Raw genomic sequence first — 14,629 nt, forward strand, 5'->3', positions numbered from 1 at the left:
GCGCATCGGCTGAATCACTTGATCCGCTCGAGCACCGAGACGTAGTTGGCGACCGCCGCCCCGCCCATGTTGAAGATGCCGCCGAGCCTGGCGTCCTGCACCTGCATGCCCTCCGGCGCCTCGCCGACGAGCTGCATCGCGCTCAGCACATGCATGGAGACGCCGGTCGCGCCGATCGGATGGCCCTTGGCCTTGAGGCCGCCGGAGACGTTGACCGGCAGCTTGCCGTCCTTCTGGGTCCAGCCTTCCTTGATCGCGCGCGCGCCGTCGCCTTCCCGGGTCAGGCCCATCGCCTCATATTCGATGAGCTCGGCGATGGTGAAGCAGTCATGCGTCTCGACGAAGGAGAGATCGTCGAGCGTGACGCCGGCCTGCTCCAGCGCCTGCTTCCAGGCCAGGGTGCAGCCTTCGAATTTCAGGATGTCGCGCCGCGACAGCGGCAGGAAGTCCTGGACATGGGCCATGCCGCGGAAGCCGACGGCGCGGCGCATGCCCATCGCGGTTTCCGTATCGGCCAGCACGATGGCTGCCGCGCCGTCGGAAACCAGCGAGCAGTCCGTGCGCTTCAGCGGGCCGGCAACGTAGGGGTTCTTCTCGCTCTCCTCGCGGCAGAAGGCATAGCCCAAATCCTTGCGCATCTGCGCATAGGGGTTGTCGACGCCGTTCCTGTGATTCTTGGCGGCGATCATCGCCAGCGCGTCCGACTGGTCGCCATGGCGCTGGAAATAAGCGGCCGCGATCTGGCCGAAGACGCCGGCGAAGCCGCCGGTCGTCTCGCCCTCCTCCTTGAGATAGGAGGCCTTGAGCAGGAACCTGCCGATATCGGCGGAGGGCGTCTTGGTCATCTGCTCGACGCCGACGACGAGCACGATCTTGGCATCGCCCGCCTTGATCGCGCGCGCGCCCTGATGCACGGCGGCAGAACCGGTGGCGCAGGCGTTCTCGACTCGGGTGGTCGGCTTGAAGCGCAGCGCCGGATCGGCCTGCAGCACGAGCGAGGCGGTGAAGTCCTGTGCGGAGAAGCCGGCATTGTAGTGCCCGAGCACGATCTCATCGACCTGGTCGGCCGTGATCCCGGCATCGACCAGCGCATCGGTGGCGACCCGCACGATCAGGCTTTCGATGGTCTCGGCATCCTGCTTGCCGAACGGCGTGTGGGCCCAGCCGACGATCGCAGCGCTCATGACGTTCTCCCTGAAAACCAGCTTTTCAGTCTAATTGCGCTTCGCAAGCGCACCCTGCAAGCCGGCAGAAGCGCATTTCTACCGTGCGCGGAAAGAGGGGCCACGATGCGGACCTTCAGACGGGTTTTCGAGCGAAGTGGGCACCGGTTCGCGTGAAGAAAACGCGTCAAAATAAAGAGCTGGAGCAGTTTCCGATCCAATTGGATCGGAAACTGCTCCAGCCGCGGGTTTTCCCGTCTCATTGCCGATCGAAACCGGCTGCGGCAGCGCCTTAGGAAATCGCCAGCAGCAGCAACGCGCCGACGCCGAGAACGATCAGCGCCATTCCCACCAGCTCGCGCCGGCTCGTGCCTTCCGCGAAGATGCGGCGCGAGGCGATCTGCGCCAGAGGCACCTCGATCAGCGCGAGCGTGCGCACATTCGCGGCGCTGGTCAGCGAGAAGCCGAGGAACCAGCATTGCGAGGCGGCAGCGCCCAGGAAGCCCGCCGAGAGCGAGCGGCGCCAGTTGCGCAGGCTCATGACCAGGGCCGGGCGGTTCGCGGCTAGCATGTAGACCGTCAGCAGCACGGTCTGGAGCGTCAGGCCAAGCGCCAGGATCGTCGTGGCGCGGATGAAGAAGCCACCTTCCGGCAAGGCCTGGATCGCGCCGCGGAAGCCGATCGCCGACAGTGCGAAGAAGGCTCCCGACCCGATGCCGAGCACGGCCGGGCGCATGCCGGCAGCCGTCAGTTTCTGGCCGGGCTTCCAGGACACGACGATGACGCCGATCGTCGCGACGATGATCGCCGCGAATTTTCCCCAGCCGAGCGGATCGCCCAGCAGCAGCGCCCCGAAGATCGCGACCTGCACCGGCTCTGTCTTGGTGTAGGCGGTGGTCACGGCGAAGGAATGCGTGCGCATCGCCGCCAGCATCAGCGCGGTCGCGGCGATCTGCGCCAGCGCGCCGCCGAGCGCGAAGGCAAGCACCTTGCCGTCGATCGCCGGCGGCAAACGCGCCGTGACGAGGCAGACCAGGGCCAGGAACAAGAGCGCAAAGGGCAGGCCGAACAGGAAGCGCACCTGCGTTGCGCCGACCACGCCGATGATGTCGGTCAGCGAGCGCTGCGTCAGGTTGCGCGCGGTCTGCAGGAGCGAGGCCGCGATCGTCGCGGGAATCCAGAGAAGGGCGAGGCTCACGCGGCGTAATCCATCACAAGGGCAGAGGCCTTTTGGACCCCAGGCCGCGACTAGGCAAATCGCTCCGCTCCGGGTAGGTATGCGTCTGCGGGCGGACAAAAACGTCCGCCGTCTCGAAAATGCCGCACGCGTCGCGTTGAACCCGCCAGCTTCCGTCTCCGCGTCCCCACAGGTTCAAGACCGCACGATGATCTCATCCCGCCTTGCCGCCGTCCTCGCCTTTGGCCTTGTTCTCGCCGGCCCCGCCGCGGCTGGCACCAGCCTCGTGATCGACGCCTCGAGCGGCGCGGTTCTCTCCGCCGAGAATCCGAGCCAGGCCTGGCACCCGGCTTCGACGACGAAGATGATGACGACCTATCTCGCCCTGAAGGCGGTGCGCGAGCGTCGGCTCGGCCTGGAGACCGCGATCCCGGTCTCGAAGCTTGCGGCCAGCCAACCGCGCGTCAAGGTCTATATCAAGGCCGGGCAGGAGATCACGCTCGACAACGCCTTGCGCATCATGCTGGTCAAGTCGGCCAACGACATCGCCTATGTCATCGCCGAGGGCGTCGGCGGCAATGTCGAGACCTTTGTCGGCATGATGAATGCGGAAGCCGCGCGGCTGGGCATGCGCGACACCCATTTCGTCAATCCCAATGGCTGGCACCACCCCGACCAGCAGGTCAGCGCGCGCGATCTCGCCATTCTCGCCATGGCGCTGATGCGCGAATTCCCGGATTACGCCGACTACTGGAACACGGCCTCGGTCCAGCTCGGCAAGCAGGTGCTGAACAACACCAACGGACTCGTCGGCCGCTATTCCGGCATCAACGGCATGAAGACCGGCTTCGTCTGCGCCTCGGGCTTCAATGTGGTCGCAACCGCGACGCGCGGCGGTCGCACCTTGATCGCAGTCGTGCTGGGCGCGCTCTCGGGCGCCGAGCGCACCGTAAAGGCCGCCCAGCTGCTGGATGAAGGCTTCGGCAAATGGGGCGGCCTCGGCTACGACGTCGCCTCCCTTCCCGCCAGCGGCACCCGCGCCCCCAATATCTGCGACGATGTCCGCCGCAAGGGCGGCGGGGCTGCGCTCGCCGACGACGTCGATGTGTCCGGGTCGATCTCGGCCCTGACGACGGCGGGCGGGGTCGGCGGCAATGCCGATGGCGCCGGCGACCGCTTCGTGGCCATGAGCCCGCAGCCGCGCGCGACCGGGGCCATGCTGTCGCGCGCGCCGTCGGGCCGCATCGTGCTGGGTCCGCGCGCCGAGACCACGCCCGTTCCCGTCGCCTTCGGCCGCACGGCAGGCTCGGCTTCCGCCCCGCTTGCGGCCAATGCCACGGGCCGGGCCGACAGCCAGTTCGCGCGCGGCGCGGCACCGGTGATCGCGCCCGACAAGCCTGTCACCGCCAGCCTGTTCGGCGGCGGCACGCCGGGCCTGTTCAGCGACTCACGGCCGCGCACGGCCTCCGGCAATGGCGGCATTCCGGGCGCGACCACCGCCTTCGCGCCGACGGGTGGCGCGGCGCAACCGTCGGCCGATGCCTTCGAGGCCGGACCTCTCAAGCTCCAGGGCGCCGTGCAGCCGGGCAAGGCGACGGCCGCGAGCCTGCGCCCCGGTGCGGCTGCCGGCATCAAGCCCGCAGCCCGCCCGCCGGCCAAGCCCCTGCTCGCCAAATCCAAAAGCGACAGCAAGACTGATTCCAAGAGCGCGGCGGAGAAGGCCAAGCCCGGCCCGACCGCAGCCAAGCTCCAGCCCGCCAGGCCGCCGGCGAAGACCAAGGCCACGCCTGCGCCCAAGTCCAAGCCCAACGACGACGCCTGAGCCGGATGCCTTGACCGCCGATCGCGACCGCGCCGCCAGGCAGCACGGGTTCCTCTTTGCCCTCGGCTCGGCGGCCGCGTACGGCACCAATATCGTCAGCGCCCAGATCGCGGGGCAAGCCGGCCTCAGCGGGCCCTTGCTGGTGTTCTACCGCGTCTTCCTGATGCTGGCGCTCGCCAGCCTGGCCGCCCTGCTCTGGCGCGCCTCGCTCTTCGTGCCACGCGGCGAGCGCCGGGCCCTGGCCCTGTTCGGCTTCGCCAGCGCCGGGGTCGGCTGCGCCTATCTCTCCTCGGTCGCCTTCGTCCCGGTCAGCGTCGCCGCCGTCGTCTTCTACACCTTCCCGATCCTGATCATCCTGGCCGAGCCCCTGCTCACCTCGGCCCGCTTCAGCCCGGACCGGCTTGCGGTGGCGTTGCTCGCCTTTGCCGGGGTCGCGATGGTGGTTGGGCCGGACCTGCACGGCCTCGACCCGCGCGGGCTCATGCTCGCACTGGCGGCAAGCGTGCTCGCCGCGACGCAGTTCTTCGCTGCCAACGCCAGCCCCACGACCCCGCTGCTACCCAGGCTGTTCTGGTCACATCTGATGATCCTGCCGATCGCCGCCGGCATCCTTGTCCTGATGGGCGGATTCCTGCCGCCCGGCGCGCTGGCGCTGGCGCCCGGCGCGATCGCGGTGACGATCGGCGGCTACCTGATCGGCTTCCTGCTCCAGGTCCTGGCCCTGATGCGTGTCGCACCCGGAAATGCCGGCCTTGCCTTCTGCGCCGAGCCGGTCTTTGCCGTCGCGGTCGCCTCCCTCATGCTCGGCGAGCGCCTCGGCGCCTTGCAATATGCCGGCGGCGCCCTTGTCGTGGCGGCGATCATGGCTAATGTAATACTAGAACAAAAGCGACGCCTCCTGGCGCCGGCCTGAAGCCAGAAGTCCAGACGCATGACCGGCCCCGACACCAGACCCACGCCAATCCCGCTGACCCTGCTGACCGGCTTCCTCGGGGCCGGCAAGACGACGCTGCTGAACCGCCTGCTCAAGGACCCGGCGCTCGCCGAGACCGTCGTCATCGTCAATGAATTCGGCGAGGTCGGCCTCGACCATCTGATGATCGAGGGCGTCGAGGAGAACATGATCCTGCTCGCCTCCGGCTGCCTCTGCTGCACGATCCGCGACGACCTCATCGTCACGCTGGAGGATCTGCTGCGCCGCCGCGACAATGGCCGGATCGCGCCGTTCCAGCGCGTGGTGATCGAGACGACAGGCCTTGCCGACCCCGCGCCCATCCTGAACGTGCTGATCAACCACCCCTATCTCGCCATGCGCTTCAAGCTCGACGGCGTGGTGACGCTGGTCGACGCCGTCAACGGCATGGCGACGCTCGATGCCCATGAGGAGGCGGTGAAGCAGGTCGTCGCGGCCGACCGCCTCATCCTGACCAAGGCCGACCTCGTCGCCGACGAGGCCGGGCTCGCACCGCTGCGCGACAGGCTGGCTGCGCTCAACCCCGGCATCATCCTGCTGCAGCCGGATGCGGCGGCCGAAGCACTCGTCGGCTCCGGGCTCTACGATCTCGCCGAACGCCCTCAGATGCTGCGGCAATGGCTCGCCGATGAGGCTCTGGACGAGGTCGATCACCATCATGGCCACGACCATGCTCATGACGGCCATCACGGGCACGGCCATCATCATCACGGGCACGATCATCACGACGTGAACCGGCACGACGCCAGCATCCGCGCCTTCGCGCTCACCGCCGATGCACCGATCGCACAGGCGACCTTCGATCTGTTCTGGACCCTGCTGCGCTCGACGCATGGCCCCAAGCTCCTGCGATTGAAGGCGCTGGTGAACCTCGCCGAGCATCCCGGGCAGCCTTTGCTGGTCCATGCCGTCCAGCAGATCCTGCACCCGCCGCTCCTGCTCGAGGCCTGGCCGGACGCCGACCATCGCTCCCGGCTTGTGCTCATCGTCAAAGATATCGACCCAAGCGTGGTGGAGCGGCTCTGGGCCGCCTTTCTCGGACAGACACCCCACGCCAAGGCTGCTGCCCCCAGCCACAAACTCACGGCCTGAAACGAGGGCGCCCGGCCCCGTTCTTGAAGTCCTCCCTGCCAGGGATCGCTCCCGACGTCGCGCCGTGCCGTTCCGGTACAAGCCCGCTCCGGAACGATCCAGCACAGCGACGGGCAGGATCGGATGAACCAGATCATCGCTTTGAAGGGCGTCTCCCCAGGCAGCTCCACAGCCTATGCCGCGCCGAGCCGAACCCGGGACGCGGCCATCACGACCGAGATCCGCCCGCTCTCCGCCTGCGGCGAGATCCGGCAGGCCTGGACGGAGCTCGCCGCGCGGGCGATCGAGCCCAATCTGTTCTTCGAGCCGGATTTTGCGCTCGCGGCAGCGCAACACCTCATCGCCTTCCGCGACGTCGCGGTTCTGCTCGCCTGGCAGGGACCAGCCGGCTCCCCGCAGCGCCGCCTGCTCGGCCTGATCCCCTGCTTTCCGCGCAACCGGCTATTCGTGCCCGACGAATTGATCGGCTTCTCCGACCCGCGCATCTTGAACGGCGCGCCCCTGCTCGATGCCGCGCAGGCGCAAGCCGTCCTCGCCGCCGTGCTGAGCCTGCGCCAGGGCTGGGTGCTCGAGGGGCGCGGGCTTGTTCTGCGCCGGATCGACATGGCGAGCCCCCTGATCGCTCCGATCCGGCGTGCGGCCGAAGCGCTCAGGCTGAACGCGACGTTGAGCCCTGCGAACCTGCCGCTTCCACGGCGACATGGCGCAGCAACGCCCAGTGATATCGAGGCGATGCAGCACGCTTTGGCGCGGCGCGGCAAACTCGAACTGGTCGAGGCCACATCGCGCGCGGAACTGCGCGACGCCGTCGAGATCCTGCTGGCGATGGAAGCCTCCGGCCCGGCAGGCCGCGCCGGCAAGGCGGTCTTGCAGGACACGCGCGAGGTCGGCTTCCTGCGCGCGATGACGCGGGCGCTCGCCCGTTCCAGGCGAACCCGCGTCGCCCTGCTGACGCTGGATGGGCGGCCGATCGCCGGGGCGCTGGTCATCGGGCGGGCGAAAGACGGTTTGCTCTACATGACCGCGCGGGACGAGAGCGAAGCGCCCTTCTTCCCCGGGCAGGTGTTGCTCGCATTGATGCAGCAGGCGGCGCCGGAGCGGACGATCCTGCAACCGCTGCCGCCAGCCAGCGGACCGGCCGCCGTCGGTTTTGGCGAAGTACGGCTTGCGCCGCGTGTCGCGCGCAAGCCGCGCGATCTTGCCGGCCGGGCGCGCGCGGCGCTGCGGCGCGGCCTCAGGCTTCCGCCCGCAAGAGCCGCCGGATGATCTTGCCGGTGGTGGTGAGCGGCAACTCGTCGCGAAATGCGATCTCGCGCGGATATTCATGCGCGGAGAGCCGCTTGCGCACGAAGGCCTGAAGCTCGGCGGCAAGCGCCTCGGACGGCTCGCGGCCGGCTTTCAGCACGACGAAGGCCTTGACGATCTCGGTCCTCAGCGCATCGGGCTTGCCGACGACGGCCGCAAGCGACACCGCCTCATGCTTCAGCAGGCAATCCTCGATCTCGCCCGGTCCGATGCGATAGCCCGACGAGGTGATGACGTCGTCGTCGCGGCCGATGAAGCGGACATAGCCGTCTGCATCCTGCACGCCCTGATCGCCGGTCGTCATCCAGTCGCCGATGAATTTTTCCGCCGTCGCATCGGGCTTGCGCCAATAGCCCAGGAACATCACCGGGTCGGGCCGCCTGACCGCGATCTGCCCCTCCTCGTCAGCCGCGCAGATCGAACCGTCGGGGCGGATGATCGCGACCTCATGGCCCGGCACCGCCTTGCCGATGCTGCCCGGCCTGCTGACGCCGATCGCAGCGCAGGAGGCGAGCACGAGATTGCACTCTGTCTGGCCATAGGCCTCGTTGACGGTGAGCCCCAGCGCCTCGCGTCCCCAGGCCAGGGTCTCGGCGCCCAGCGCCTCCCCGGCCGAGGCGATCGTGCGCAGCTTGAGCGCGAAGCGCTCGCGCGGCCTGTCGACGCTGCGCAGCATCCTGAGCGCGGTCGGCGGCACGAAGGCGTTTCGGATGCCGAGATCGGCGATCAGGCGATAGGCTTCCTCCGGCTCGAAGCGCGTCACCGGCCGCGCCACCACGGCGACGCCGAAATGCAAGCTGGGCAGCAGCATGTTGAGCAACCCGCCGGCCCAGGCCCAATCGGCCGGGGTCCAGGCGAGATCGCCTGGTTGGGGCAGGAACTCGTGCGGCATCTGCACGCCCGGCAGATGGCCCGGCAGGACCCGGTGGCCATGCAGCGCGCCCTTGGGATTGCCGGTGGTGCCGGAGGTGTAGATCATCAGGGCCGGGTCGTCGGGACCGGTATCGACGGCTCTGAAGTCAGGGCTCGCCCTGGCCAGCAGGCTTCCCCAATCCTGCGCAGCCCCCTGCGCGCCATCGGTCGAGATCACCAGGCCGAGTTCGGGCAGCGGCTCGGCGATCTGCCCGAGCTTGATGAGCCCGGCCGCATCGGTGATCAGGACCTTGGCGGCGGCATCGCCCAGCCGATAGGCCAGCGCATCGACCCCGAACAGGGCCGCCAATGGCACCGCGATGGCGCCGAGCTTGTAGGCGGCGAGATGGGCAGTCAGGACGCTGCGCCCCTGCGGCAGCAGGATCGCGATCCGGTCGCCCCGTTCGACGCCGCGTGCCCGCAGCGCATTGGCAAGCCGGTTCGACTGCTCGCGCAGATGCCCGAAGCTCACGGGGCTCACGCGCCAGTCCTGTGAGACCTCGATGATCGCCGTACGCTGCGGCTCGGCCTGCGCCCAGCGGTCGCAGATGTCGACGGCGATGTTGTAGCGAGCCGGGATGCGCCAGCGGAAGGCCGCACGCAAGCCGTCAAAGTCGCGCAGATCGGGCAGTATCAAGGCGATGGGGTCCGGCGAAAAGGCGCGGCACGATAGGCAGAGCGCCTTGCTCTGTCACCATGGCGCTAGGTCAGCCGGTTACCACGGCAAGGACTGCTCAGAAATGCCGCTCCGCGACCGGCGGCAGGAACGCGTCCGTGAACGCATCGCCCGCCCTTGCCTTGTCCTTGAAGCTGTAGGTCAGGCTGGTCTGGTCAAGTGCGCGCTCCCAGCGCGCCCTGTCGATGCCGCCGAACCCGTTCGCCTTGGCGAAGGGCGTCACCACATTCTGGTCGAGCGTCATCTTCAGGCGCTCCAGCTCGACCTCGACCCTGGCGACGTCGTTGCGCGTGATCACCAGTTGCGCGCCGAGATCGGGATCGGCGACCGTATCCCTGAAGCTCCTGGCGAGCGCCCGCAGCAGTCCGCGCACCGCCTCGGGCTTCTCCGCCAGGAATTTGGGCGAGACCATGATGGCGTTGCCGTAGAGCTCGACGCCGTAATCGGCCATCAGCAGGACGACGATGTCGTCGACCGGGACGCCGCGCGACTTCAGGTTGATATAGGACGAGTTGGCGTAGCCGAACACGGCGTCGACCTCGCCCGAGGCCAGCATCGGCTCGCGCACGGGGAAGCCGACATTCTCCAGCCGGATCTTGCTGTCGTCGAGCTTGTTGATCGTCTTGAAGATCGGCCATTGCGCGAAAGCCGCGTCAGCCGCGGGCGCGCCGAACTTGCGGCCTTCCAGGCTCTTCACATCGGCGCTCACGCCCCGGCTCTTGCGCCCGACTATCGCGAAAGGCGGCTTGTCATAGACCATCATCACGGCCTTGAGATCGACGCTGGGGTTCTCGTCGCGGTAGCGGATCAGCGAATTCACGTCGCCGAAACCGACATCATAGGCGCCCGAGGCCACACGCGGGACCGCTTCGCGCGAGCCGTTTCCGGGCTCGATCGCGACATCGAGCCCCTCGGCTTTGAAATACCCCTTCTCGATCCCCATCAGGAACAGAGCGGCCGGCCCGTCGAACCGCCAGTCCAGCGTGAAGCGCACGGTTGTCTGCGCCCGGGCTGGTCCGATCATCGCCATGGGCGCGGTCGCCGCGAGCAGGAAAGCTGCACCGAGGCGGGCGATGCCACGCCGGGACAGCGCCACGGCCGGGGCATGCGAAGGGTTGGGCATCTCGAACTCCGGAGGAACGGACGGGTGCGGACCTAGAGGCTGTTATGATCCATGGGGCCGATGTGATGAGGTCAAAACGGCGGAGATGGGAGGAGCATTGCGCAGGCGATACCATGGGTATCGGCAAGCGATGCGACGCTGCAGCTCCGCCGTTTTCACCTCACCCGCAGGGCGCGGCGCTTTTGCGCGACTGCGGCGTCGTTCTTCGTAGCAAGCCGGAAGGCTTGCGTCCTCGAACTCCTGGCACTCGCGCAAAATCGCCTGCGTCAAATCGACCCCATGGATCATAACAGCCTCTAGCTGAACATAGAGATCGAACCAGCGACCGGCGGGCCGAACGATCATGCCTCCAAACTGGCCGAGCCACACGACAGGTCAAGTACAAAGCGCCCTTTGCGCAAGCAGAACGCGAAGAAAAAAGCGGCGTTCCGCTCGATCAGGCTTTTCGCATTCGGACGGCATCGTCCGAATGCGAAAAGCCTGATCACTTCTAAAAATTGAGAGCATTGCTCCGACGAAAAACCTGTAGCCACTTTTTCACGCAAGGCTCTGAAAGGATCAAAGCGGTAGCGCCCCGTCGGTCTTGACCTCCTCCATCACCGCATAGGTGCGCGTCTCGCGCACCGCCGGCAGGGCGAGCAGAACCTCGCCGAGGAAACGGCGATAGGCATTCATGTCGGCGACGCGCGTCTTGACCAGATAGTCGAAGCCGCCGGCGACCATGTGGCACTCCAGCACCTCGGGCGCACGCTTCACGGCCGCCGCGAAGCGCTCGAATGCGTCGGGCGTCGTCTTGTCCAAATAGACCTCGACGAAGACCAGCAGGTTGAGCCCGAGCTTCAGCGGATCGAGCGTCGCGCGATAGCCGGTGATGTAGCCCTCGCGCGACAGGCGCTTGAGCCGTTCGCCCACCGCCGTCGGCGAGAGCCCGACCTTTTCGGCAAGCTCGACGCCGGCAATACGGCCATCGGATTGCAGGAGAGAGAGGATACGGCGGTCAGTACGATCCAGCACGGGATTATTCTCTATAATCAACGCCAATATGCGATACTAATACGGATGATATCGGAAAATAGCCAATTGATATGCGGCCCAAGAGGCCCGATCCTTCAGATCATCCCGCCTCGCTCATCTGGAGCCGTTTCATGGCCACCGTCGCCCCGCGTTTCGTCGAAGCGCCAGCCCTGTCCGCTTTCCGCGTTCCCTATGCGGAAGACGATGGCGCGATCGCCGCGACGCTGCTGGCCGGGGCGCGGCGCGAACCCGCCGCCAAGGCGCGCATCGACGCCCGCGCCACCGAACTGATCGAGGCGATCCGCACCCGCAAGGTCGGGCTGGGCGGCATCGAGGAGTTGCTGCGCGAATATTCGCTTTCGACCAAGGAGGGGCTGGCCCTGATGGTGCTGGCCGAGGCGCTGCTGCGCGTGCCCGACGCGGCGACCGCCGACCGGCTGATCGAGGACAAGCTCGGCCAGGGCGACTTCGCCCATCACGAGTCGAAATCGGACGCCTTCCTGGTCTCGGCTTCGGCCTGGGCGCTCGGCATCACCGCACGCGTCATCCAGCCCGGTGAAACGCCCACCGGCATCATCGGCAGCCTCGCCAAGCGCCTCGGCGTGCCGACCGTGCGCACCGCGACGCGCCAGGCCATGCGCGTGATGGGCAATCATTTCGTGCTCGGCCAGACCATCGAGGAGGCGCTGAAGCGCGCCGGTTCGAAGACTGGCAAGCTCTATCGCTATTCCTTCGACATGCTGGGCGAAGGCGCGCGCACGCAAGCCGACGCCGACCGCTATCTCGCCTCCTACAGCGCCGCGATCGACGCCATCGGCCGCTCGGCCGGCAATGAGCCGCTGCCGAACCGGCCGGGCATCTCGGTCAAGCTCTCGGCCCTGCATCCGCGCTATGACGCGACCAATCGCGAGCGCGTGCTGGCCGAACTGACGCCCAAGGTCATCAAGCTCGCGCAGCAGGCCAAATCCTACGATCTCAACTTCACCATCGACGCGGAGGAGGCCGACCGGCTCGAACTCTCGCTCGACGTCATCGACGCCGTGGTGGCCGATGCCTCGCTCGCCGGCTGGGACGGCTTCGGCCTCGCCATCCAAGCCTATCAGAAGCGTGCCTCGGCCGTGATCGACCATGTCGCGGCGCTGGCCGAGGCCCATGGCCGTCGCATGATGGTGCGCCTCGTCAAGGGCGCCTATTGGGACACCGAGTTGAAGCGCGCCCAGGAGCGCGGTCTGCCCGACTATCCCGTCTTCACCCGCAAGGCGATGACCGATCTGAATTACGAGGCCTGCGCCGCGCAATTGCTGCGTCTGCGGCCGCGCATCATCCCGCAATTCGCGACGCATAACGCGCTGACGGTTGCAAGCGTCGCCGAGATGGCGGGCAATGCCGAGAATTTCGAGTTCCAGCGCCTGCACGGCATGGGCGAGGTGCTCTATGAGAAGCTGCTGGCGGACAAGGCGGGCTATGCCTGCCGCACCTACGCGCCGGTCGGCGGCCATCAGGATCTGCTCGCCTATCTCGTGCGCCGCCTGCTCGAAAACGGGGCCAACTCCTCCTTCGTCAGCATCTCCGGCGATCCCGACGTGCCTGTCGCGCAACTGCTGGTGCCGCCCGCCGACCTGATCGGCAATGCGGGCGCCGCCCGGCATCGCCGCATCCCATTGCCGGCCGACCTCTACGGCCCGTCGCGGAAAAACTCGGCCGGCGTCGAGCTCGGCCATGCCGAGAGCCTGGACGCCCTGCTGGCCGAGATCGCGGCAGCCACCGCCAAGCCGTTCCCGGACGCCAGCCCGATCATCGACGGCAAGGCAGCGGGCGGCACGCCCCGCCCGGTGCTCTCGCCGATCGACGGCAAGGCGATCGGCACTGTCGCGGAAGCCGACGCCGCCTTGGCCGGTCGCGCCATGCTCGCCGCCAAGGCCGGCTTCGACGAGTGGAACCGCACGCCCGCCCGCACACGCGCCGCGGCTTTGCGCAAGGCCGCCGACCTGATGGAGGCAAAGCGCGGCCTGCTGCTCGCCTTGCTCCAGGCCGAGGCGGGCAAGACGCTCGACGACGCCATCTCCGAGGTCCGCGAGGCCGTCGATTTCTGCCGTTATTATGCAGCCGAGGCCGAGGCTAAATTCGCGGCACCTATCATCCTCCCCGGCCCGACCGGCGAGGAAAACCGCCTGATCCTGCGCGGGCGCGGTCCGTTCCTCTGCATCGCGCCGTGGAACTTCCCGCTCGCCATCTTCGCCGGGCAAGTCGCGGCGGCGCTCGTCGCCGGCAACAGCGTCGTCGCCAAGCCGGCCCCGCAGACGCCGCTGATCGCCGCTGTGACCGTGCGCCTGCTGCACGAGGCCGGCGTGCCTGTTTCGGCCTTGCACCTGACCCCTGGCGACGGCGCGCTCGGCGCGGCGCTGGTCGCGCATCCCGCTGTCGCCGGCGTCGCCTTTACCGGCTCGACCGCCACCGCCCGCGCCATCAACCGCGCTCTCGCCGCCAAGGACGGGCCGATCGTCCCGCTCATCGCCGAGACCGGCGGCCTGAACGCCATGATCGTCGACGCGACGGCGCTGTCCGAGCAGGTTGCCGACGACGTCGTGATGTCGGCCTTCCGCTCCGCCGGCCAGCGCTGCTCGGCCCTGCGCCTGCTCGTGGTGCAGGAGGACGTCGCCGACAAGATGGTCGAGATGATCACCGGCGCCGGCAGCGAATTGAAGCTCGGCGATCCGCGCCGGATCGAGACCCATATCGGCCCGGTCATCGACGCCGCCGCCAAGCAGCGGCTGGACAGCCATGTCGAGGCGATGCGCAAGCTCGGCCGCATCGTCTGGGCCGGCGAAACGCCAGCGCTGGGCGGCACCTTCGTGGCTCCCCATGTCGTCGCGCTGAACAGCATCGCGGAGCTCGATCGCGAACATTTCGGCCCGATCCTGCATGTCGTGCGCTGGAAATCGGGTCAGCTCGACAAGGTCATCGAAGCGATCGAGGCGACCGGCTACGGCCTGACGCTGGGCGTGCATTCGCGCATCGAGACCACGGTCGAGGAGGTCGTCAGCCGCCTCTCGACCGGCAACATCTATGTCAACCGCAACATCATCGGCGCGGTCGTCGGCGTGCAGCCCTTCGGCGGTCATGGCCTCTCCGGCACCGGCCCCAAGGCCGGCGGCCCGCACTACCTGATGCGCTTTGCCTCCGAGCAGACCGTGACGGTGAACACGGCCGCCGCCGGCGGCAATGCCAGCTTGATCGCCATGGGGGAATGATCGGAGGGGCCACAGGCCCCTCCAGAGCGTTTTCGAGCGAAGTGGACATCCGTTCCCCCTCGATAAACGCAAAGCGTTTGCGCGGAGAAAACCCGATGGAACAAGGCGCAAGAGCATGTCC

At 67.8% G+C, this 14,629-nt stretch carries 10 protein-coding genes; 5 read left to right on the plus strand and 5 right to left on the minus strand.

The features are described from left to right. Positions 1-14: 14 nt before the first annotated feature. Together CYD53_RS17740 and CYD53_RS17745 are read right to left on the minus strand one after the other, a co-directional pair. Complete coding sequence (locus CYD53_RS17740) at positions 15-1,184, minus strand: acetyl-CoA acetyltransferase (RefSeq protein WP_103719406.1); 1,170 nt, start codon at positions 1,182-1,184, stop codon at positions 15-17. 271 nt (positions 1,185-1,455) lie between these two features. Further along, positions 1,456-2,361, minus strand: a complete 906-nt coding sequence (locus tag CYD53_RS17745) for a DMT family transporter (protein ID WP_103719407.1) — start codon at positions 2,359-2,361, stop codon at positions 1,456-1,458. Positions 2,362-2,548: 187 nt separating this feature from the next. Here CYD53_RS17745 and CYD53_RS17750 point away from each other — a divergent pair, with 187 nt between their 5' ends. The 4 genes from CYD53_RS17750 to CYD53_RS17770 all read left to right on the plus strand — a co-directional run bounded on the left by CYD53_RS17750 (position 2,549) and on the right by CYD53_RS17770 (position 7,493). Continuing rightward, positions 2,549-4,162, plus strand: coding sequence for a D-alanyl-D-alanine carboxypeptidase family protein (locus tag CYD53_RS17750; protein ID WP_181011921.1), 1,614 nt, complete (start codon positions 2,549-2,551; stop codon positions 4,160-4,162). Positions 4,163-4,172: 10 nt separating this feature from the next. Further along, complete coding sequence (locus CYD53_RS29975; RefSeq protein WP_181011922.1) at positions 4,173-5,075, plus strand: DMT family transporter; 903 nt, start codon at positions 4,173-4,175, stop codon at positions 5,073-5,075. Positions 5,076-5,093: 18 nt separating this feature from the next. Beyond that, positions 5,094-6,227 carry a CobW family GTP-binding protein gene (locus CYD53_RS17765; protein ID WP_103719410.1) on the plus strand — a complete coding sequence of 378 codons (1,134 nt, stop codon included), beginning with the start codon at positions 5,094-5,096 and terminating at the stop codon, positions 6,225-6,227. A 123-nt stretch (positions 6,228-6,350) separates the two neighbouring features. After that, positions 6,351-7,493 (plus strand): GNAT family N-acetyltransferase, encoded by a 1,143-nt coding sequence (locus CYD53_RS17770; RefSeq protein WP_103719411.1) that lies wholly within the window; start codon positions 6,351-6,353, stop codon positions 7,491-7,493. On the opposite strand, the gene CYD53_RS17775 is transcribed toward CYD53_RS17770, so the two are convergent. From CYD53_RS17775 to CYD53_RS17785, 3 genes are all read right to left on the minus strand, one after another. Continuing rightward, complete coding sequence (locus tag CYD53_RS17775) at positions 7,462-9,078, minus strand: acyl-CoA synthetase (RefSeq protein ID WP_103719484.1); 1,617 nt, start codon at positions 9,076-9,078, stop codon at positions 7,462-7,464. The genes CYD53_RS17770 and CYD53_RS17775 overlap by 32 nt on opposite strands. A 100-nt stretch (positions 9,079-9,178) precedes the next feature. Then, positions 9,179-10,243 (minus strand): ABC transporter substrate-binding protein, encoded by a 1,065-nt coding sequence (locus CYD53_RS17780; RefSeq protein ID WP_181011923.1) that lies wholly within the window; start codon positions 10,241-10,243, stop codon positions 9,179-9,181. A 558-nt stretch (positions 10,244-10,801) separates the two neighbouring features. Further along, positions 10,802-11,257, minus strand: coding sequence for an Lrp/AsnC ligand binding domain-containing protein (locus CYD53_RS17785; RefSeq protein WP_069693100.1), 456 nt, complete (start codon positions 11,255-11,257; stop codon positions 10,802-10,804). A gap of 131 nt (positions 11,258-11,388) precedes the next feature. Between CYD53_RS17785 and putA the strand changes: the two genes are divergently transcribed. Continuing rightward, complete coding sequence (gene putA, locus CYD53_RS17790) at positions 11,389-14,508, plus strand: bifunctional proline dehydrogenase/L-glutamate gamma-semialdehyde dehydrogenase PutA (protein WP_103719486.1); 3,120 nt, start codon at positions 11,389-11,391, stop codon at positions 14,506-14,508. Positions 14,509-14,629 lie beyond the last annotated feature (121 nt).

This window comes from Allobosea psychrotolerans, from assembly GCF_002917105.1.
Taxonomy (GTDB): domain Bacteria; phylum Pseudomonadota; class Alphaproteobacteria; order Rhizobiales; family Beijerinckiaceae; genus Allobosea; species Allobosea psychrotolerans.